21 protein-coding genes are annotated in these 20,224 nt (G+C 56.5%); 12 read left to right on the forward strand and 9 right to left on the reverse strand.

Going from position 1 to position 20,224, the window contains the following annotated elements:
• Positions 1–183: 183 nt before the first annotated feature.
• Positions 184–750 (forward strand): dCTP deaminase, encoded by a 567-nt coding sequence (gene dcd, locus VFX97_20255; GenBank protein HEX5705545.1) that lies wholly within the window; start codon positions 184–186, stop codon positions 748–750.
• Positions 751–975: 225 nt separating this feature from the next.
• Positions 976–1,407 carry a dUTP diphosphatase gene (gene dut / locus VFX97_20260; protein HEX5705546.1) on the forward strand — a complete coding sequence of 144 codons (432 nt, stop codon included), beginning with the start codon at positions 976–978 and terminating at the stop codon, positions 1,405–1,407.
• Positions 1,408–1,418: 11 nt separating this feature from the next.
• Here the strand turns inward: dut and VFX97_20265 are convergent, their stop codons facing one another.
• The 3 genes from VFX97_20265 to VFX97_20275 form a co-directional block, all read right to left on the reverse strand.
• Complete coding sequence (locus VFX97_20265; GenBank protein HEX5705547.1) at positions 1,419–2,441, reverse strand: class I SAM-dependent methyltransferase; 1,023 nt, start codon at positions 2,439–2,441, stop codon at positions 1,419–1,421.
• Positions 2,442–2,608: 167 nt separating this feature from the next.
• Entirely contained in the window at positions 2,609–3,226 is a 618-nt protein-coding gene (locus VFX97_20270) for a hypothetical protein (GenBank protein ID HEX5705548.1), read from the reverse strand.
• A gap of 278 nt (positions 3,227–3,504) precedes the next feature.
• Positions 3,505–4,962 (reverse strand): tetratricopeptide repeat protein, encoded by a 1,458-nt coding sequence (locus VFX97_20275; protein ID HEX5705549.1) that lies wholly within the window; start codon positions 4,960–4,962, stop codon positions 3,505–3,507.
• A 27-nt stretch (positions 4,963–4,989) separates the two neighbouring features.
• Between VFX97_20275 and VFX97_20280 the strand changes: the two genes are divergently transcribed.
• Positions 4,990–5,151, forward strand: coding sequence for a hypothetical protein (locus tag VFX97_20280; GenBank protein HEX5705550.1), 162 nt, complete (start codon positions 4,990–4,992; stop codon positions 5,149–5,151).
• 416 nt (positions 5,152–5,567) lie between these two features.
• Positions 5,568–7,121, forward strand: coding sequence for a radical SAM protein (locus VFX97_20285; GenBank protein HEX5705551.1), 1,554 nt, complete (start codon positions 5,568–5,570; stop codon positions 7,119–7,121).
• 108 nt (positions 7,122–7,229) lie between these two features.
• Here the strand turns inward: VFX97_20285 and prmC are convergent, their stop codons facing one another.
• Positions 7,230–8,108 carry a peptide chain release factor N(5)-glutamine methyltransferase gene (gene prmC, locus VFX97_20290; GenBank protein ID HEX5705552.1) on the reverse strand — a complete coding sequence of 293 codons (879 nt, stop codon included), beginning with the start codon at positions 8,106–8,108 and terminating at the stop codon, positions 7,230–7,232.
• 242 nt (positions 8,109–8,350) lie between these two features.
• Here prmC and VFX97_20295 point away from each other — a divergent pair, with 242 nt between their 5' ends.
• Complete coding sequence (locus VFX97_20295; GenBank protein HEX5705553.1) at positions 8,351–8,719, forward strand: DUF5658 family protein; 369 nt, start codon at positions 8,351–8,353, stop codon at positions 8,717–8,719.
• 147 nt (positions 8,720–8,866) lie between these two features.
• Entirely contained in the window at positions 8,867–10,027 is a 1,161-nt protein-coding gene (locus VFX97_20300; protein ID HEX5705554.1) for a trypsin-like peptidase domain-containing protein, read from the forward strand.
• Between the two features lie 107 nt (positions 10,028–10,134).
• Here VFX97_20300 and VFX97_20305 read toward each other — a convergent pair whose 3' ends face one another.
• The 5 genes from VFX97_20305 to aroA form a co-directional block, all read right to left on the reverse strand.
• A complete protein-coding gene (locus VFX97_20305) occupies positions 10,135–10,488 on the reverse strand; it encodes a histidine triad nucleotide-binding protein (GenBank protein ID HEX5705555.1) in 354 nt (117 codons plus the stop codon).
• A 78-nt stretch (positions 10,489–10,566) separates the two neighbouring features.
• Positions 10,567–11,877, reverse strand: coding sequence for a UDP-N-acetylglucosamine 1-carboxyvinyltransferase (murA, locus tag VFX97_20310; GenBank protein ID HEX5705556.1), 1,311 nt, complete (start codon positions 11,875–11,877; stop codon positions 10,567–10,569).
• 125 nt (positions 11,878–12,002) lie between these two features.
• Positions 12,003–13,496, reverse strand: a complete 1,494-nt coding sequence (locus VFX97_20315; protein HEX5705557.1) for an RtcB family protein — start codon at positions 13,494–13,496, stop codon at positions 12,003–12,005.
• 81 nt (positions 13,497–13,577) lie between these two features.
• A complete protein-coding gene (locus VFX97_20320) occupies positions 13,578–14,084 on the reverse strand; it encodes a shikimate kinase (protein HEX5705558.1) in 507 nt (168 codons plus the stop codon).
• 75 nt (positions 14,085–14,159) lie between these two features.
• Positions 14,160–15,470 (reverse strand): 3-phosphoshikimate 1-carboxyvinyltransferase, encoded by a 1,311-nt coding sequence (aroA, locus tag VFX97_20325; protein HEX5705559.1) that lies wholly within the window; start codon positions 15,468–15,470, stop codon positions 14,160–14,162.
• A gap of 254 nt (positions 15,471–15,724) precedes the next feature.
• On the opposite strand from aroA, the gene VFX97_20330 reads away from it, so the two are divergent.
• The 6 genes from VFX97_20330 (at position 15,725) to VFX97_20355 (ending at position 20,147) form a co-directional block, all read left to right on the forward strand.
• Positions 15,725–16,111, forward strand: coding sequence for an ATP-binding protein (locus tag VFX97_20330; protein HEX5705560.1), 387 nt, complete (start codon positions 15,725–15,727; stop codon positions 16,109–16,111).
• A gap of 110 nt (positions 16,112–16,221) precedes the next feature.
• Complete coding sequence (locus tag VFX97_20335; GenBank protein ID HEX5705561.1) at positions 16,222–16,569, forward strand: STAS domain-containing protein; 348 nt, start codon at positions 16,222–16,224, stop codon at positions 16,567–16,569.
• A 60-nt stretch (positions 16,570–16,629) separates the two neighbouring features.
• Complete coding sequence (locus VFX97_20340; protein HEX5705562.1) at positions 16,630–16,977, forward strand: STAS domain-containing protein; 348 nt, start codon at positions 16,630–16,632, stop codon at positions 16,975–16,977.
• A 217-nt stretch (positions 16,978–17,194) separates the two neighbouring features.
• Positions 17,195–17,821 carry a hypothetical protein gene (locus VFX97_20345; protein HEX5705563.1) on the forward strand — a complete coding sequence of 209 codons (627 nt, stop codon included), beginning with the start codon at positions 17,195–17,197 and terminating at the stop codon, positions 17,819–17,821.
• A complete protein-coding gene (locus tag VFX97_20350; GenBank protein HEX5705564.1) occupies positions 17,818–19,386 on the forward strand; it encodes a TIM44-like domain-containing protein in 1,569 nt (522 codons plus the stop codon). The genes VFX97_20345 and VFX97_20350 overlap by 4 nt, the downstream gene beginning before the upstream one ends.
• Before the next feature lie 206 nt (positions 19,387–19,592).
• Positions 19,593–20,147 carry a CarD family transcriptional regulator gene (locus tag VFX97_20355; protein ID HEX5705565.1) on the forward strand — a complete coding sequence of 185 codons (555 nt, stop codon included), beginning with the start codon at positions 19,593–19,595 and terminating at the stop codon, positions 20,145–20,147.
• The last annotated feature ends 77 nt before the right edge of the window (positions 20,148–20,224 follow it).

Raw genomic sequence — 20,224 nt, forward strand, 5'->3', positions numbered from 1 at the left:
CCGAGATGTTGTTCCGCTCCTAAAGGAGCTAATGAATGGATAACGAACGCGCGACTATAAACATTCCTCGCCTAACGGCGCGATAATCAAACTCATCCTCGCCAACGGCGCTAATCGTGATGTATTCTGGCGCACTCTTAATACTTCAGAACCCAGACGTAAAGACTCCAGACTTTAATTCTTATGTCAGTTAAATCCGATCGCTGGATCCGTCGCATGGCGGAAGAGTACAAAATGATTGAGCCCTTCGAGCCCGGTCAGGTCAAAGAGGTCGATGGTCGTAAGGTTGTTTCTTATGGCACTTCCAGCTATGGCTATGACGTGCGCTGCGCAGATGAGTTCAAACTTTTTACGAATGTGTATAGCGCGATTGTCGATCCCAAGAAGTTCGACGCTAAGAGTTTCGTCGATATGCAGGCCGATCACGTGATTATTCCACCGAATAGTTTTGCCCTCGCTCGCACAGTGGAATACTTTCGCATCCCTCGAAATGTGATGACCGTCTGCCTGGGAAAAAGCACGTACGCGCGGTGCGGAATAATTGTAAATGTCACTCCGTTCGAACCTGAGTGGGAGGGTTATGTGACGCTGGAATTCTCAAACACAACTCCCATGCCCGCCAAGATCTACGCCAACGAAGGAGTCGCCCAGGTGATCTTTTTCGAAGCCGATGAAGTATGTGAAGTGTCATACAAGGATCGCGGCGGAAAGTATCAAGGGCAGCACGGCGTTACGCCGCCAAGGTTATGATTCGGCGATGATCGGCGCGAGGTCCCGGCAGGATCCTAATTTAAGCCTGTCTGTGAAACTCTGTGGACCTCCGTGTCTCCGTGGTGAAATTGTCTTAAGCCAAAACCACCACCGAGACACTGAGAACCATGGAGAATGCACAGAGGAAACCAGAATCTGGACATCACTCGATCGTGCTCTTGTCACAGGCGTCCGAAAGACACTCGATGCCACGCTTAAACTAGTATGGATGTTGGACAGTCACTAAGATTCAAGAAACTCGATGCGAATGCGATCCTGCCAACCCGTGGTAGTTCGGCCGCGGCCGGCTTGGACCTCTATTCGATCGAAGCAGTCTGTTTGCACCCGAAGCAACGTTCATTGGTGAGAACCGGTCTGGCCGTGGCGATTCCTGAAGGATGCTACGGCAGAATTGCGCCACGTTCCGGGTTAGCGACAAAAATGGGATTGGACGTTCTATCCGGCGTCATCGACGCTGACTACCGCGGCGAGATCAAATGTTTGCTCTATAACACTGGTGACGACCTGGTAGAGCTGCCGGCCCAGACAAGAATCTGCCAGCTAATAATTGAAAAGATAATCACGCCAACCCCAGTTTTGGTTGACGATCTTCCAAACACGATACGCGGCAGCGGTGGGTTTGGCTCGACGGGCTAGCGCTCCACAGATCACTTCCAACTAATCACGACTCGCTGAATCGACGGCGGCAGTTCGTGCATTTCGCTGCGCGCGAAGCCGGTGTTGCGAAACATCTGATCAAGTTCTGCGAAAGTGTAAGCATCACCTGAAGGCGTGCCGCCAAGCATTTGCATGGCAAAGGCCGCGGCTTGCGGCGGAGTAACCCGGTCGGCGTTGGGTATGAATTCCAGTGTCACTGCGCGTCCACCGTCTTTCAGCGCCCCGTTTACCTTCCGGAGCAGTATCTCGCAGGTCGCCGCGTCGAAGTGATGCAGAAAATTCGTCAGCAGTACGACGTCGTAATCAGTTCCATAATCAACATCGAACGCGCTGCCCGGGTTCGTCTGGAAACGTTCAGCCACACCGGCAGCTTCCGCATTCTGTTTCGCAAGTTCCAGCACGTTCGGCCAATCAACCGCGGTGACTTCAATCTGCGGATTTTGTTTTGCGAAAGCGATGCCGTACAAACCATGGCCCGCGGCAATATCCAGCACGCGCAAGTTCTGGTCTTTCGCTGGATCGACAAGTTGCGCCAACAACTCTGCGGGCATGGCCATCATCGGCGCCATCGCGCGCGCAAATTCAACCCACACCGGATGCTCAGGCTCGAGCGATTCTGCTGAGCCGGTCGAGCCGCCTTTCCGCACTGATTCAGTTAGGTTGTCGAAATTGCCTTTGATGTGAGGCGACAGCATGAAATCACTGACCGTGCCCATGTACGCGGGCGAGCGCTGGTCGAGAAAAACCGCGGAGTCAAGCGTCAATCCATAGCGCCCATCCTCCTTCGTCAGGAATCCCATGATCGTCAGATAGTCGCACAGGACACGCGTGCCCTTTTCGGATGCGGCGCAGCGATCGGCAATTTCCTTCGCGGTGGTTTTGCCTTCAGCGATAGCGGTGAAGACTTCGAGATCGATGCCGGCTTTCAGCGCCTGTGTTCGCTGGTACGCGTTAAGCGTGTCGAATAGTAATGCCGGTGTTGGTTGCTTTCCTGCCTGTGCTTCTGGGGCCATTGATTTACCCTTTCGATGGAAATGAAGGGCGAAAGCCTACTAAGTCCAAAGTCCAATGTCCAACGTCCAAAGTCCCCGGCTGGAATCAGAACTCAGACGTTGGACCTTGGACCTTGGACTTTGGACTTTGGACTTTGGAGGTTGGACCTTGGACGTTGGACTGTGGATTAATTCAGTTTCAGCGAAACCGGTTGGCCAAGTCCCTCGATCGAAAGCGTTACGCCCTGTGGGGACGCGACTGGTTCTTTCTGCGGAGAGCGAAAGATTATTAATCCCTGTCGCTGGCGCTCTGAATGGGTGAGCGGAGCTTTCAAATCGAAATCATAGGCGCGAAACTCTTTTTCGAATGTCTTTCGTGAATTCGGATTGTAAGCGAAAACTGCATTCGCTTTCAGGATGTGCGAGACGGCTTGTTTTCCCGAAATCAACTTCCATTCGTTACCTGACGCGTCGTGCAACTTGAACTTCAGTTTCTTCAGGACCAAATCCTCGCCCCCATTGTGCCTGGCCTCCAGACGCACCGGCAGCAATCCCGCCAGTTGCAGATTCGCTTCGAACAGCTCCTGGGTTTCTTCGTCGGTAAGCAGCGGAGCCGCGCGGAAAGTAACCGAACCGACGTCTGCCGTAGCCGCGGTCGCAGGCATGCGCGCGAGGGCCGCCGGGGGCTTAACTTTATAAAGACTTGTACTACACGCCATCGCAGCTAACGAAATCAACACAGCCAAGAGTGTCGTGAGAAAACGCAGCGGGCTCGAACTTTCACGATAGTTAATTCGGTAGTTCACTTGCGGAGAATGTTGCCTTGGCAGATCCGTTGAAGTCAATTGGACAAAAAAATGCGGCGGGACTTTTGAGCCCGCCGCCGTGTGGGTGCCTACGGAGACATCAGCGACTGCTGTTTGGCGGCTTGTGCCGCCGGCTCCCCGGTTCGAAGGGTGAGGACTAACGCGGCGGACTTTAAGCTATGCAAGCTTCGCTGTCAATAGGGAAATCCCGCGTAGCACAAGAAGATGCACGATTTAGCAGGAGACAATGCGGCCGCCACTGACCGCGTGCTCGTCTTTCATTTGTGCTTCTTGATTACCGTCTTGCGCCGCACGCGAATGGGCGCCCTCGCGCTGAGCAGACTCCGGTGCCGATGATTGATGATGTAGCACAGGCCCTGGTGCGTTAACCCGAGGGTGCGAGCCGCGCGCGTGACGCTGCCGTTGGCTTCTTCCAACGCCTGGCGAATCAGCGTGCTCTCAAACTGACGCACTTCTTCTTCAAAGGTAGCGAGGGTCCGGGCTGGTTGCGCGAGGAGAGACGGTTCGGACCCGATAAATCGAGCACACGCCCGCAAGCGAGTTAGAGTTTCGCGCCCGATGTCTTCACCCAGCTTCCGATCGGCTTCAGAATATGCGCGGCTGATTTCGTCGGCGGGAAGATACTCGTGGAGTTCTTCGACCAACGTTAAGAGCGCGCGTCCCGCCGATTCCGGATCACCGGCGGTCTCGGCCACCTCGACGGCGCGGCGAAGAGTCGCCATCGCCGCTTGATGCCTTTGTTGCCGGGCTTGCGCTACTCCCAGCGTCTGCAAGCTTTCGACCAGCAGTGATTGCTCTCCGCCGCGTTCAAGCACCGACACAGATGCCCGCGCGAGTTTCTCCGCTTCCGCGTATCGCTGCTGGGCCACGTAGACCCGGGCGCGCGTTTCATCCACTTGCGCGGCGGTGCCCACGTCGTCGAGATCGGCAAAAGTGCGCCGTGCATCTTCAAGAGTCTCAAGCGCTTCATCGTACCGGCCTAACTCAAGCATGATGACGCCGAGGTTGTTTTGCGCGCGCGCGAAGTAGCGACGATGGTTTGCCTTCTCAAAATGTACGCGCGCGGCTGCATGATCAAGCAAGGCGCGGTCGAGGTTTTCGATTCCGCCCCTCCGTCTCATCACGATGCCACGCTGCATGTAGTAACACCCGAGCGCTGCGTCGTCTTTTACGTTATCCAAAATAGCGGCGGCGCGATCGAGCAACGTCAGCGCGTCATTCAGATGATTTGTCGAGACCTCGACGATCGTGCTGTTGACCAGAATGCGAAGGGTATTGACTGGATTCTCCGCTTTCGACAGCGCCGCCTGAAACAAAACGCGGGCTTCGTCCATCGCGCCCTCGCGCCAACAGCAAACCGCCAGGTTCGTCTGTGCCTCCGCGACCTTTTCACTCAGTTCAAGTTCTTCGAAACTTTTTATGCTCTCGCTGATTAAGTCCTTCGCGAATTGTTGCGCGCCGGGAACTTGACGCGAACTACCGAGCCAACCCGCCAGCGCGCCGGCGCGCAGCACCAGTTCCGCCCCTTCTGCTTTCGGCAGGCCCGCTGTGTGCGGCCGTTCACCGATGCCGGGCCAGAACGCGGCAATCGCATCAAAGGCCGCCTCGTACTCGCCGATGTTTTGCAACTCCTTCGCGGCTCGACATGCGACCTCAACGCTCCTTTCCGAATTCGCCACGCTGCCGTCCGGCTTCAACAGAGTTTCAGACCCCATCTTTTAGTTCTTCTCCTGGCTTGATGAATGTTTAAGTCTGCTGAGACGCCGGCCGACGGTGAGACTCTCCCGGCGCCAAACGGTCGCTCAACCGATGAGGCGGCAAAGCTGAACTACAGTTGTTATGAGGTGCTCGAGTCGTTGGATCGCGCCGTCCGGCAAACGCTTCGCGCTTCGGGTTTAACCTGACGAGCTATGGACCCGTTGATGACGTGGCCTCTGCTCTCACGGTGAGTTCAAGCTGACTGACCTCCATCTATTCAATCCCATGCTCTCGAACGCCCTTGAACCCTGAGGGTTATTATCCGACAGTCGCACGCTTGTTTGTTCGTGCACGTGTTGTTAATTACGCTGACGGCGCGGATTCTAGCACCTGCGCCACAGCCTGCCAAGATGCGTTTTTTCGCGGAGAAACCGCCGTCCGGCCGGAATCCGTGCGCGATTCCGAGGCTTGTGCTATAGTCCGCGCCATACGCTGCGGAGAAGGGTTCAATAGAAGGCCTTCCGGCGTTTTAAGAAATTAACGCCTTCTGCTGTCCTGCCAGCTTTCACGGACCCCTGCCGATGCTGGCTTGGTTGTTAAGCCGAGCGCGGTCGGAGACTGAATGCGAATATTACTGTACAACCCCGATAACGGGGTCACTCACAATTTCATGCCACACCTGTGGATGTTTCTGCTGAAGACATTGACTCCGGCGGAACACGAGGTCCTCCTGATTGATGGCAACGCCCGCCCCATGGACGAGAATCAACTCGTCGAGTTCATCCGCACGGAAAATATTGGCCTCGTCGGAATTGGCGCGATGACGCGGATGATCGCCCGCGCCTACAAGATGGCTGATGCGATTCGCGCGGCGGGGGTGCCGGTGGTCATGGGCGGTCCGCATGTTACTGAGGTGCCGGATGAGGCCCTCGGTCGTGACGGCGGTCCGCGGCATGCTGACGCGGTTGCGTTGGGTGAAGCGGATGAAACCTGGCCGCAGATCGTCATGGACGCTGAGCGTGGACAATTGAAAGACATATACGCGCCACTCGACGAGACGGGTAAGGAACGAAAACCAAGTTTGCAGCCCTATCCGGAGATTCCGTGGGACAAGATGGATTTGGATCAGTTCGATCTGATCCCGAAACCCCTCCGAGCGCTACTCAAACGCCAGGGGTCGGGCTGGGGATCGGTACATATGATTCCGATCGAGTCCGGCCGCGGCTGTCCCTACGGCTGCGAGTTCTGCACGGTGACGGGGTTCTTCGGGGATTCGATTCGATTTCGAAGTAACGAAAGCGTTGTCAACGAACTGCTGCGGTTAAAGCGGCACGCGCGAGAAAACCGCCAGCAGGCCATGGTGTTTTTTATTGACGACAATTTTGCGATCAGTATCAAGCGCACGAAATCGCTGTTACGTGACATCATTGCGGCCAACGCGCAACTACCGTGGATCGCGCAGATCAGCGCGAACCTTTTGCGTGACGAAGAATTGGTTGATCTGATTGCGGCCTCGGACGGCAAGTGGATCTTCATCGGCATGGAATCAATCGATTCCGCTAATCTGGCCGATGTGAACAAGAGCTTCAACAAGCCGGCCGAATACGAAGCGGTGCTGAACCGGCTCGCCGATCGCGGCATCTATGCCATCACCTCTTTCATCTTTGGTCTGGATAACGACACGCTGGGCGTCGCCGATCGAACGTTGCAAGCGATCGAATCATGGCCGCCGGGCTTGCCGATCTTTGGCCAGCTCACACCGTTTCCTTCAACGCCACTCTATCAGCGGCTGTTAAAGGGCGACCGGCTCACGCGGCCGAAACATTGGCTCGATTTCGCGCCCTTTCACATGGCGCACACGCCGTTAAAGATGAGCATTGAGGAAGTGCACTCGGAATTAAATAAAGCCTGGGTCAAGTCCTATAGCCCTGAGAGAAATGCGAGTGCAGTTGAATCGATCAAAGACAGGCCGATTGGCTATCGAATCATGCACCTGGTCACGCGATTGATTTTTCGCGGCATCTATTTCCCGCAAATGGGCAAACGCGCGTGGGTGAAACTGTTGTTCGCAAATCGGGGGCTGATCTATTCCCTGGGTCGTGAAGGGCTCTTTGGCAAGCGACCAGTGGAACGCTCAACGCAGGTGCCTGCCGGGGTTCCCATAACTGAAAGCTGACGTACGGGCCCCGACTGGAGCGCAAGCGTCCCGCTTGCTTGCTTTAAGTTCCCACGCGGCGACGTTAGCAAGCGAGACGCTTACGCTCCCAGTCACTATCGCACCGCGTCATCGTTTTTGCAGCACTACGGTGCGCGGAATGCCCTGCAGGTCTTTCTTCACTTCAATTAAATGCCAGATTTCGTGATCGACTAGTTGTTCGACGGCGTCACTCTGGCCGAACCCAATCTCAAAAATAAAATAGCCAGAGTGATGCAGCACCGGCGGCGTCTCGCGCAACAGCACGCGGATGTGATCAAGTCCATCGGCGCCAGACACTAACGCCGTTAGAGGTTCGTGCTCGCGAACTTCGCGCTGCAAAGTCGCGATGTCGCCCGCGGGGATGTACGGCGGATTCGACACGACAAGTGAAAAAGCCGCGCGCTGATCCAACAGCGCAAGGGAATCAGCCTTAATAAACGTCACTCGATCACCGACGTTGTGTCGTTCCGCGTTTCTGCGCGCAACTTCCAGTGCGTTCGGCGAGATTTCCGTAGCCACCGCGCTCGCCTGGTTCAATTCATGCAACAACGAGATCGCGATGCAACCCGAACCGGTGCCGACGTCGAGGATTGAAAGAGATCTTTCACGGTCCGCAAGTTCGAGCGCGGCTTCAACGACCAGTTCTGTCTCGGGTCTCGGAATCAAAACGTCAGGCGTCACTTCAAAGCTCAGCTTGAAGAACTCCTGAAAGCCGACGATGTATTGCAACGGCTCACCGGCGGCTCGTCGCGCGATCAATACCCGAAATCGTTCAAACTGCTCGCCGGTCAACAGGTCGTTACCATGCGTGATGACGTACGTGCGGTTGTGGCGCAGCGCATGCGCCAACAGCGATCCGGCTTCCAGCCTCGGATCTATTACGCCGGCTGCCCGTAACGACTCGGCGCCGGTCGCCTGCGCCTGAATGATCGAGATCGAAACCAGGTCGTGTTTTCGTTCAGTCATGTTGCAGACCAGGACAATCGTATATTAATCTGGCCCAAATTTAACGGCCGCCGGGCGTGGAGAGATTCTTGCAGTGTGATCTTGGTATCGGAACTCGGGCGAGATTGTAACTTTACTTCCGGTAGCACGAAGCGAGTCTCGTTTCTTCCCGTACGGACGGCGGAATCCCGATCTTGGATCGGGATTTCGCTATCCGAAAGGTTGAGCTTTAACAATTTTCGACGCGCAGGTGGCACGACATCATGGGAGCCTTGGCCAAAAGCATCACGCTCTTTCTTCTGAACTGGCTCGACGCGCAACTCACCTTGATCTGGGTCCGCTCTGAGATCGCAACCGAAGCAAACAATTTAATGGCGCAACTGCTCAACATCGGCGATGCGCCTTTCCTGCTGACGAAGCTCGCCATCGGCGCATTCTCAGCCTATGTGTTGTATCGCTGTGCACACCTGACGATCGCGCGACGCGGAATGAAGCTGGCGCTCACCGTTTACGGCGCCCTCATGCTCGTGCATGCCGCAACCGGCCTCTCGGCGATGGGCTGGGCTGAGCCGCTGGCCATGGTCTCGCTGGTAAGCGAACTGCCTTTCACCGTCCTTTCAATCTTTTCGTAATCTTCACAATCTGTTAAGCGAAGTGAATTCCGGCGGTTAACGGAACTCTTGAACCCGTTCGCGCGTTTTGCTATTACCAATTGCGCAAACGTAAACTTCCGAAAAAGCATCTCATCAATGCGTTTTTGAAGTGGAGGAGATTCAAGTATGTACAGAATAACGGCCCGCCAGATCCTGGTGATTGCTTTGGGTTCGGCGCTTTTCGCTTCAGTCGCGGTGCTCGGATTCCAGAAGCTGGCGCAACGGTTTTCCCCGGCCAGTGCCGAGCTTTCGCTGGCCAATCCCGAAAACATCTCTGATCCGGCGACGGTTACCGACGAACAGAACAATATTGAAGTTTATAAAGCCGTCGCGCCCGGCGTCGTCTACATTCAATCAACCACAATGGTGCGCGACTTCTTCGGCTTCAGTGAGGAGCGAGAGGGCGCCGGCTCGGGTTCAGTGATCGATGAGCAGGGTCATATCCTGACCAACTTTCACGTGATTGAAAACGCGGAGCGGTTATCAGTCCATTTTGGTGGCGGCCGAAACTATCCCGCCTCCGTCGTGGGCCGCGATCCGGATACGGACTTGGCGGTAATTAAGCTGGACGAAAAACCGAAAGAAGCGATCACGATTGTGCCCTTCGGTGATTCGGACAGATTGATCGTTGGGCAGAAGGTCCTGGCGATCGGAAATCCGTTTGGCTTGGATCGAACGTTGACCACGGGAGTCATCAGCGGTTTGCAGCGACCAATTCGCGCAAACAATCGCCCCATCGAAGGCGCGATCCAGACGGATGCGTCGATCAATCCCGGCAATTCAGGCGGACCATTGCTGGATTCGCGTGGTCGCATGATCGGCATTAACTCGCAAATTCAGTCAACGTCCGGCTCGTCAGCGGGCGTGGGCTTTGCGATTCCGGTCAATATTGCGAAACGCATTGTGCCTGAGTTGATTCGCACCGGATCAATTCAGCGGCCAAAACTTGGCATCCAGCCGCGTGATGTTGAGGCGCTCAGCGCGCAGGTGCAGTTGCCGGTTAACCACGGAGTCCTAATTTGGAATGTACAGCCGGGCGGTCCGGCGGCGAACGCGGGCTTGAGAGGTATGGTTCAGACCGAGGAAGGCGATCTCGAACTGGGCGATATCATTGTCGGTATTGGCGGCGAGCGCGTTGGTAATAACGACGACCTCTACAAAGTCTTAAACAAACATAAGATTGGTGAGACGGTCAACGTCGAGATTTACCGCGGCGCCCGACGCATGACTCTGCCGGTGAGATTAACTGGTGTTCCGCCATCGACGCGTCGCAACATGCGCGAGTAGGGTACGCACGCCTCTGGCGTGCAAGCAGGCCGGCGGCCTGCGTGCCGTCCGACAAAAAAGCGCGCGCCAGACAAGGCGCGCGCTTTTCATTTCTCGTAACTCGTTACTCAGCCCGGCGGCCAGGTCATCTCGCGCCCGCCCAGCACGTGAATATGAAGGTGGAAGACTGATTGGCCGGCGCCGCTTCCCGTGTTGATAACAGTGCGATATCCGCCGCTGTCACTCAAGCCGTGCTCGTATGCTACTTTCGCGGCGACGCGCAGCAGATGACCAAGTAGCAGCTCATCCTTTTGTGAAGCATCGTCTAGCGACTCGAGGTGCTCGCGCGGCATGACCAGCACGTGCGTCGGAGCCTGAGGACTAAGGTCGCGAATGACCACGCAACGGGCGTCCTGAAACACCACGTCCGCGGCGGCGGTTCCGTTTATGATTTTGCAGAAAAGGCAATCTTGTTCACTCATGTTATCGTCGGGGTTACTTTTCCAGTTGGGCTGATTTCAGTTCCATTCAGGGCGCAATGGTACCACAGCCGGCGCGGCTCAGGCGGCCACAACACCTTCCTCGGGCGTCAAAGGTGAGGTGACCGATTCACGCACGCGCTCAATGTCCGCGCCGAGCGCTTTCAATTTAGTTTCGATCTTTTCGTAGCCGCGATCGATGTGATAGACGCGATCGATGGTGGTTTCGCCGTCCGCGATCAATCCCGCCAGTACGAGCGAGGCTGACGCGCGCAAATCTGAAGCTTGCACGCGCGCGCCGATTAGTTTTGCCGGCCCTTCAACGACCGCCTTGTCGTGGCTGACCTGAATGCGCGCACCCATGCGCTGCAACTCGGAAGCGTGCATAAAACGATTTTCGAAGATCGTTTCGGTGATTTCCGAACGGCCGTTCGCCTGCGTCATCAGCGTCATGTACTGGGCCTGCATATCGGTGGCGAACCCGGGGTACTCCTCAGTTTTGAGATCGCCGGCGCGGATTGTTTTCCCGGCGGTGACGCGCAGGGTGCTTTGATTGATCTCTTCAATCTCTACGCCCACGTCACGCAGCTTGCCGATGATTCGATTGCAATGCTCCGGATTGCAATCCCTGATTTCCAAATCGCCTTTCGTGATCGCGCCGGCAACAATGAAGGTGCCGGTTTCAATTCGATCGGGAATGATCGTGTGTTGCGCGCCACTTAAACGTTCGACGCCTTCAATTTCGATTTTTGGCGTACCCGCGCCGCGCACGCGACCGCCCATCTTATTTAGTAACTCGGCGAGATCGCGCACCTCCGGTTCGCGCGCCGCGTTGTGAAGCACCGTCTTGCCGCGGGCGAGGGCCGCCGCCATCATCACGTTTTCCGTGGCGGTGACCGAAATTTTTTCGAATTCAATTGCTCCCCCAGTCAAACCGCCCTCGGGCGCACGCGCCACGACGTCGCCCGCCTCGAGAAAAACTTCCGCGCCCATCTTCGTAAAGGCGGCGAGATGCAAATCTATCGGCCGCGCGCCGATCGCGCATCCGCCCGGCAGCGACACCCGCGCTTTCCCGAAACGCGCCAGCAAAGGCCCCAGTGCGAGCACCGATGCGCGCATTGTCTTTACCAATTCGTACGGCGCGGTCATCACTTCAACATTCGCGGCGGAAATCTTGTGCGTGCGCAGTTCGGGCGTGAGCACCTGTCCGCCGATGTCTTCCAACAAACGCCGCATGGTGATGATGTCGCGCACATAGGGAATGTTGTGCAGCGTGATCGTGTCGGCGGTGAGAATCGCCGCCGCCATGCAAGGCAGCGCCGAGTTTTTCGCGCCACTGATCGAGACGCGACCTTTCAAAGGATTGCCACCGCGAATGCGAAACTTTTCCACGACGGAAGATTAGCTGAAAAGGTGTTGCGGTGAAAGCGTCTTCTTTTGGGTGACAAGAACCACCAGAGATGTTTTGAGGCGGGCTACCGCCCGCCAATGCGGGCAAGATGCCCGCGCTCCCAGAACTAGAAATGTGCGCTCGACGATTGCGGCGAACGGCCGCGCTTCTTCTTCCGCCAACGCGATCCTTCCTCGACACCTTTCAGCGACGCGACCGGCCACAACTGATATTGAATTTCCGCGAGACCGGCATCGACGACCGCCTTGATTACTTCTTCGGATGATTTGTAGCACTCCGACGATTCGTCGATCGGCACGCGGCCGTCAACGTTTACGAGGATGCCTGCTTCAGCATATTCATCGTCAATCGCTCGCTGCGACAGAGTCTTTGCGGCTTGCGAACGCGACAACCGCCGGCCTGCGCCATGATTGACTGAGTAGCCGCTCTTAACGGCGCCCGGCAGCGGCCGCAGGATGTAACTGAAATCTTTGTTGCTGCCGGGGATCAAAACCGGATGACCGGAGTCTTCCCACAGTGTTCCCTTCAACAGCGGATAGCCGGCAGGGAACGCGCGCGTCGCGCCTTTGCGATGCACCCAGACGTCGTCGAATTCCGGATGCCATTCCTTCTGCACGAGGTTGTGACTGATCTCGTAAATCAATTCGAGATCGGAATTGAAGGTTTCGCGGAAAGCTTCGGCAACCTGCTCGAAGATGATCAGCCGATTGAGAATCGCATAGTTCCCGCCGGCCGCCACCGCATTCAGATAATCCCGATAGTGTCTTGAATCAGGAGTGAAGTAGCCGAGATCGATGTCGCGAATTTCATGAGGCTTTTCTGTCTTCGCCAACTCGAAATAGTTTGTGGCCAGGCCGTGACCGAAGCCGCGGCTGCCGGTGTGCACCTGCACGAACAGTTCATTTGAGTTCACTTCGCGCTGAAGCTCGATGAAGTGGTTGCCGCCGCCGAGACTGCCGAGCTGATGCAGACCTCGTTCAGGCCGGCCTTTGCCGCCCCAGGGAATCTGCCAATCGTCATCGACCGGAATGCGGTGGCGTTCAGCGCGGCTGCGATCGAAAGTCGCGCCATGCTTCTCGACGTAGTGTTCGGCGCCGCCGCGCACGAGGTCCGCGAATTCAAGCTCGGAAAGATTTGGGAAGCGACGGCTCTTGCCGCCGGCGCCCATCGCCACGCGCGACATCACTGCTCGATTAAATTGCAGACGCTTTTCCGGCGTCGCTGCGTCGTCAGTCACGTTGGATTTAGCGCTCATCATCCCGCAGCCAATGTCGTAACCGACCGGCCCCATCGCAATCGCGCCGCTGTCGTAGTCGGTAATCAGCACGCAGCCGACCGGGACGCCGTAGCCGTAATGCACATCGGGCGTGATCACGACCATCTTCACGCCCGGGAAGCGCGTCGCGTTAACGATTTGCCGATAGAGATTGTCTTCCGCGAGTGTGAGGAGTTCGCTGGTAAGAAACAGACGCACCGGCACATCCCCAGTGTCTGCGGTCTGGAAAGCGTAGTACCCGTCAACGTGCCAGCGCGCTTGCTGTTTCCAACGATGCGCGTCGGCCAGCGTCTTCTGATCAGGCGGTGAAATGGATTTGCTCACTACTGCTGCTTTGCCTCGCAAGAGTTTTTCGGCACTGCCGCGATGCTAAATACTTCTTTACACAGCCGGCGGCCAAAGCTGTTACGTTTCTCTAAAGAGTTTTTCAACGACGCGTTCTGCGTTGTCCGCGGACTCCACTGCGATCCGCCGCGCGGCCAGCGCATAAAAGGCGCGCCGCTCATCAAAACGTTTGCGCGCCGTTTCGAGATTCGGCGCCAGCGGCCGAACCGTCGCCGAGTTCGAGATCCGTTCCCAACAAGTCTCAAACGGCGTATCCAGCCAAACGGTAATGCAATCAAACAGCGCCACCATAGTGCGGTTGGCAGCCTTCAACCACGTGCCGCCGCCTAAAGCAATCACATGCGCCTCCCGATCCTGAAGGACGTCTCGAAGCGCGAGGGTCTCCAACTCTCGGAATGCTGCCTGACCGTCTTGCGTGATGATTTCGGCGGGCGAGCGGCCTTCGCGGCTGCCAATAAATGAATCGAGATCGACAAACCCGCAGTTTAGTTGCCGCGCGAGTTCCTCGCCGACGGTCGTCTTGCCGGAGGCCATGAACCCGAGTATAACGATGCGCCGTGTGTTCATACTTGTTCAGGTACGCACGCGTCTCGCGTGTTCCGATTAAAGCACGCCAGAGGCGTGCGTACCGCGCAAGACAATTCACTCAACTACAGACTCGAGTAACTCAAAGAATTCGGGAAAAGAGACGCTGACGCACTCAGCATCTTCGATTTCTGTCTCGCCCTCAGCGAGCAGTCCAGCAACCGCGAACGACATCGCGATTCGGTGATCGCCGCGCGAGTCAATGCGCGCCCCGCGCAAGCGCGTTCGCCCAGCGACACGCAGTCCGTCCTCGAATTCTTCCACCTCCGCGTTCATAGCTCGCAGTCCCGCCACTGTCGCGGCGATGCGATCTGATTCCTTCACGCGCAACTCGCGGGCATCGCGTATCTCGATACCGCCAACGAGTTGGGAACCGATGACGGCGAGCAGCGGCAACTCATCAATCAATCCAGCAATGCGCTCGCCATTAATCATCAATGGCGTGTCCGTCGATTCTTTGGTCGTAAGCGGGCCTTCGACGCGAACGATTCCAACCGGCTCGTTGCATTGTTCGCGCATATCCTGAAAGTTGACCGTCAAGCCTGATAACTTAACGACGCTAAGAAATGCGACGCGACTGGGATTAAGTCCGACGTTTGCAGTCTCGAGCAACGAACCCTCGAGCAACGCCGCGGCGGCAATGAAATACGCCGCCGAGGAAATGTCGCCCGGAACAAGCACTTCGCGCGCCGTCAGACTCGCAGGACCCGTTACCGCGGCGAATGTCTGGCCTTCTTTAAACGCATCTCCCTCTTCGACAGTAACACCAAACCAGCGCAGCATTCGTTCGGTGTGATCACGGGTCGGCGTCTGCTCGGTGACTTTCGTTTGACCCCTGGCGTTAAGACCCGCCAGCAGAATCGCCGACTTAACCTGCGCGCTCGAAACTAGTAGTTCGTAATCGATCGGTCGCAAAGGATTGCGGCCGCGGATGGTAAGCGGCGGGCGGCCATCGTTCGAATGAATCTCTGCGCCCATCATCCCCAGCGGCTCAATGATTCGCTGCATCGGCCGCGAGCGCAGCGATTCATCTCCGGTCAAAGTCGTCTCGAAATCCTGTCCCGCGAGAACGCCAGCCAGCAGGCGCATCGTCGTGCCGCTGTTCCCGCAATCCAGGGGCTCTTTCGGCGCACGTAATCCCCGCGCCCCAACGCCCTTAATAACCAACCCGTCGCTTTTGCGAGCAATTGAAACGCCCAGTTGCTCAAGACAGCGCAATGTCGCCGCGCAATCTTCACTCGTCGAAAAGTTCCGGATGAGCGAAGTGCCGTTGGCTAAAGCGGCAATCATCGCCGCGCGATGGGAAATCGATTTATCGCCCGGCATCTCAAGCTTGCCAACGATTCTTTTGGCGGGATGAATGATCACGAAGGAATCTTAGCGCGTCGTATCGCGACCCCGAAACAGGCTCAAGGTACGCACGCCGCTGGCGTGCTGCTTTTGAATCAAGTGCATGCCGGAGGCGTGCGTACCACGCCAAACTTGCGCGGACATTGACACGCGCCCAGCCCGCATGTTACACGTCCGTCTTCCGTTTGCTTTTGAATCGTCAGCAGCCAGAACGCGATTCCCATGGCTGGAGGCCTGTGCCTTTTGTGACCGATCAAACGACTCGACTCGTTTTGCCCAGCCACATTGAGGCTGTTGCTGACGCTGCTGCCGCGGCGGCTGACTTCGCGCGCAATTGTGGGCTCGCGGACGAAGCAGCTTTTGGCATCGACATGGCTGTGCGCGAAGCCATCACCAACGCGATCGTTCACGGCAACAAGGAAGACGATACGAAACAGGTGGAAATGACCCTCAACTGCTCGTCGCAGGCAGTTGAAATCGAAGTCAGCGATCAGGGCGCCGGGTTCGATCCGGTCGCAGTGCCCGACCCCACGGCCGCCGAAAATCTGATGAAGACTTCGGGCCGCGGTAACTTCCTGATGCGCAGCTTCATGGATGAAGTCGAGTGGGTGAGCCGGCCCGAGGGGGGGACGATAGTGCGAATGGTGAAGAGAGTTTGATATTTGATTTTGTACTTTTGATGGCGCCCGAATGCGGGAACTTATCCGTGACGGTGGAATCAAAAGTCCGCAATCAGAAATCGAAAACTTTTCGGGAGACTCTTTGAATCATGGCAGAGCTTAACATCCGCGAACGACAAGCCGGCGACGTGACAGTGCTGGATATGGACGGGCGAATCACCATCGGCGATGGCAGTATCGCGCTGCGCAGCGCCGTGCGTCGTTTACTCGAAGAGCAAAAGAAAAAGATTCTGCTGAACCTGGCCGGCGTCGGTTACATCGATTCAAGCGGCATCGGCGAGCTGGTTTCCAGCTACACGGCCATCAACAAGGAAGGCGGCCAGCTTAAGCTGCTCAGCCTGACCCAGAAACTTCAGGACCTGCTCACTATCACGAAGCTGCTCACCGTCTTTGACGCGTACGACGAAGAAGCGGAAGCGCTCAGCAACTTCAAGTAAGCATAAACCCGCGCCAGTGATCGAATCACTGCCGCGAACCCACGAAAGACGGAGATTGACATGGCTCAACTAGACATCAAACAACGCCAGGCGGGCGACGTAACTATTTTGGATCTCGATGGCGAAGTGCGCATCGGCGACAGCAGCACTGCACTTCGCAGCGCGATTCGCAATTTGGTTGCCGGTGGGAATCAGAAGCTTTTACTGAATCTGAAAGGCGTCCGGTACATCGATTCCAGCGGCATCGGCGAACTGATCGCGAACTACACCACGGTGGGACGCGGCGGCGGCCAACTTAAGCTTCTGAATCTGACGGAGAAAGTCCAGGATCTGCTGGTCATCACTAAGCTGCTCACCGTCTTCGACGTGTATGACAACGAAGCCGACGCGCTCAGCAGCTTTAAATAACCCATCTACAACTCGCGTTTAATCACGGCCCTGCGTTCGCGCCGGGCCGTTTTGTTTTCCCATAGTCCGTCGTCAGGTGTCCGTTGTCAGTTGTTTCCACGATCGAATCGAATCAAAACGTCGCAATAACTCGTCTGGCAACTGGCAACTGACAACTGACAGACAGGTTCATCTGTGGCTTGGTGTCTCTGTGGCTTGTGCTAGACTGCCGCGACCGATGAAGCGGAAGTTCGACAAAGACGCCAGCGAACGCATCGCTAACGCCGTCGCTGAAATCGAGAAGAACACGGACGCGGAACTCGTGATCGTCATTCGGGCGAGGTCGAGTTCATATCGTCATGCCGATTATTTGTGTGGCGCCATCCTCGCATTTCTCGGTCTGCTGTTCGCACTGTTCTCGCCTTTTGTGATTCCTGCGATTGTGGTGCCCATCGACGTCGCCCTGATGTTTGTTATCGGCGCCTTTGTCTCATCCCGCAGTCCGTCTTTTCAGCGCTTACTAACGTCGAAGAAGTCTCGCGCCGCCAGCGCGCGCCAGGGCGCCGCGGCGATGTTCTACGAGGCGGGTATCGCGAACACCAAAGCGGAAAACGGCCTGCTCGTTTACGTTTCCCTGCTCGAAGAACAAATTGAAGTGATCGCGGATCGCGGCATCCTGAAAGCCATGCCACCGTTGCCGTGGAACACAGAGCTTCATGAGCTGAAAGCACTGGCTCGACACTGCGATCCGGAAAAACTTATTCAGTCATTGCGCAAACTCGGTGCTCTACTCGCCGCGCATCTCCCTTGTACCGGCGAAAATCCTAATGAACTGGTGGACGGCCCACGCATCGAATTGAAATGAAGCGGCTCAAATCTGGAACGTGGAATTTGAAAACAGGTCGCTTCACGATCGGCGCGGTGTCGTTTGTGTTTGCCGCAATGACGCTCGCGGTGTTCGCCACTGAAGCACTCGCGCGGGTTGGCGGCGGCGGCGGCTACGGCGGCGGCGGAGGTGGAGGTGACGGCGACGGTGAAGGGCTCGGCGTCATCATCTATCTGATTTTCCGGTTGCTGCTTTGGTTGACGATTGAGCATCCCGCGATTGGAATTCCGCTCGACATCATCGTGATCTGCGCGGTCATCTATTGGTTTGCCAGACGCTCAAAAAAACCAGCTTCGGTCGTTTCTTCTTCACCGGTACTCGGCTTATCAACTGGTCCTGGCGGACGGCCACAGCAGGACATTCAGCGCGCTTTCAATCAGCTACGACGCTTTGATCCGAACTTTTCGGAAATCATTTTTACCGATTTCTGTTACGCGCTTTACGGCCGTGCGCACGACGCGCGGGGCAAAGGCAAAGCCGCGCTCGATGACCTTTCGCCGTATTTGTCAGACGCGGCGCGCGGCGCGCTATTGCAATTAAACTCGCCCCAACTCAAAGCCGTGCAGGGCGTCATCGTGGGCGCGATGGTGGTTGCCGACGTGCGCGGCCTCACGACGCCCACTGTCGAAATGAGCGTTGAATTCGAAGCGAACTATACCGAGTTCACGCCGCGCGACGGTGATCCCCGCGGCGAGATGGCGTACTACGTTCGCGAGCGTTGGGAGTTCGAGCGCAAACGCGATTTGCTTTCGCCGCCACCCGGGGAAGCGACCGCGCTGCACTGCCCCAGTTGCGGCGCGCCTTTGCAGAAAGACACCAACGGCGCGTGCGCTTTCTGCCACACGAAAGTCGAAAGCGGCGAGTTTCAATGGTACGTGCGTAACGTGCGCACGCTGGGTCGCGAAGCGCGGGGCCCGCTGCTCACTTCGAATGTTCCTGAGGTCGGGACACTTAACCCGACCATCATGCAGCCGAACTTTCCACACGTCCGCGCCGCCTTCGAGCAAAACAATCCAACCTTCAAATGGGCGGAGTTCCAGGCCCGCGCGCGCATGATTTTCAACGAATTGCAGGACGCTTGGTCGTCTTTGAATTGGGAGCGCGCCCGACCGCACGAGACGGACAACATTTTCCAGATGCACCAGTACTGGATTGAGGCTTACCGGCGCCAGAAACTTCGCAACGTACTCGAGCGGTATCAAATTACCGGGATGCAGCCCACCAAGATCAAACAGGACAATTTTTATCAATCGGTCACGCTGCGGATTTTCGCCGAAGGTTATGATTACACCATCAACGAAAGCGGCCAGGTCGTCGCGGGCTCACGAACAAATTTGCGGAAATGGAGTGAATATTGGACTTTTATTCGCAACAGCAAAGCCACCCCAGCCGCGGCCCGCGCCGATCTAAACTGTCCAAATTGCGGCGCGCCGTTGAAGGTAAATGCCACCGGCATCTGCGAATTCTGCGGTGGAAAAATCACTTCCGGCGAATTCGATTGGGTGCTTTCGAAGATTGAGCAGGATGAAAGCTACGCCGGTTAAGTGGTTTTGGCCCAGCTTTTGCTCTGGTCCAAATGTCACGACGCAGAAAGCTTGACGCGTCTCAACTGGCCTTGCTATTCTCCAGTCAGTTCACGGACAACTCGGTTCAAGAACACCCGATCGGTTTATTGTCTCGCATAACTTTCGGTTCCTAGCCGCGCAATGCGACTTACCTTGGTGACGTTTCAAACTCTGGAGGTGTAAAGGTGGGCTTCAAGGTCGGCCAGAAGGTTGTTTACCCAAATCACGGTATCGGTACCATCGAGCAAATCGAGCAGAAACAAATCGGTGCGACAGCGCTCCCGTTTTACACGCTCCGGCTCGCAGCTACGAATACCCTCGTATTAGTCCCTGTGACCAACGCCACGGAAGTCGGTCTGCGTAAGCCGATTACGACGTTGGAGTGCGACACGCTTTTCCAAACGTTGAGTTCAGACTTTGCCACCCCGCCGCATGATTGGAAAGATCGGTTTAAGGATTTTTCCGAGAAGATGCGCACCGGCAACATTTTTGAAGTCGCCGAAGTCTTAAAGCACCTCAACTATTTGAGTCACAGCAAACCCCTTTCGTTCCGCGAGCAGCGGATGCTTGAGCGCGCACATTACCTCGTCGTTTCTGAACTCGCGGCTGTTTGCCGTCAGCCCGAGTGCAACATCGAGCCGCGCGTGAATGACGCATTGGCCCAGGCGTGTTCGCGCCACGATGGTAAATCGAACGGCAACGGCAACCTGCGGCGGGCGGTCGCAGCCGGCGCTCACTGATCTTCCAGGTTAGTCTTCAGGGAAGCGCGCAGCCCCACAGTTTCGGGACTGCGTGCTTTTTTCTGCCGTGATATCAT

Source organism: Pyrinomonadaceae bacterium (assembly GCA_036277115.1).
Taxonomy (GTDB): domain Bacteria; phylum Acidobacteriota; class Blastocatellia; order Pyrinomonadales; family Pyrinomonadaceae; genus UBA11740.

Bases quoted from the DNA above. Each gene is read 5' to 3' on its own strand.
- VFX97_20275 (HEX5705549.1), bottom strand. From the start codon at position 4,962: ATGGGGTCTGAAACTCTGTTGAAGCCGGACGGCAGCGTGGCGAATTCG.
- VFX97_20340 (HEX5705562.1), top strand. From the start codon at position 16,630: ATGGCTCAACTAGACATCAAACAACGCCAGGCGGGCGACGTAACTATT.
- VFX97_20320 (HEX5705558.1), bottom strand. From the start codon at position 14,084: ATGAACACACGGCGCATCGTTATACTCGGGTTCATGGCCTCCGGCAAG.
- VFX97_20295 (HEX5705553.1), top strand. From the start codon at position 8,351: ATGGGAGCCTTGGCCAAAAGCATCACGCTCTTTCTTCTGAACTGGCTC.
- VFX97_20305 (HEX5705555.1), bottom strand. From the start codon at position 10,488: ATGAGTGAACAAGATTGCCTTTTCTGCAAAATCATAAACGGAACCGCC.
- VFX97_20285 (HEX5705551.1), top strand. From the start codon at position 5,568: ATGCGAATATTACTGTACAACCCCGATAACGGGGTCACTCACAATTTC.
- VFX97_20300 (HEX5705554.1), top strand. From the start codon at position 8,867: ATGTACAGAATAACGGCCCGCCAGATCCTGGTGATTGCTTTGGGTTCG.
- VFX97_20335 (HEX5705561.1), top strand. From the start codon at position 16,222: ATGGCAGAGCTTAACATCCGCGAACGACAAGCCGGCGACGTGACAGTG.
- dcd (HEX5705545.1), top strand. From the start codon at position 184: ATGTCAGTTAAATCCGATCGCTGGATCCGTCGCATGGCGGAAGAGTAC.
- VFX97_20350 (HEX5705564.1), top strand. From the start codon at position 17,818: ATGAAGCGGCTCAAATCTGGAACGTGGAATTTGAAAACAGGTCGCTTC.
- VFX97_20280 (HEX5705550.1), top strand. From the start codon at position 4,990: ATGTTTAAGTCTGCTGAGACGCCGGCCGACGGTGAGACTCTCCCGGCG.
- VFX97_20265 (HEX5705547.1), bottom strand. From the start codon at position 2,441: ATGGCCCCAGAAGCACAGGCAGGAAAGCAACCAACACCGGCATTACTA.
- prmC (HEX5705552.1), bottom strand. From the start codon at position 8,108: ATGACTGAACGAAAACACGACCTGGTTTCGATCTCGATCATTCAGGCG.
- VFX97_20345 (HEX5705563.1), top strand. From the start codon at position 17,195: ATGAAGCGGAAGTTCGACAAAGACGCCAGCGAACGCATCGCTAACGCC.
- dut (HEX5705546.1), top strand. From the start codon at position 976: ATGGATGTTGGACAGTCACTAAGATTCAAGAAACTCGATGCGAATGCG.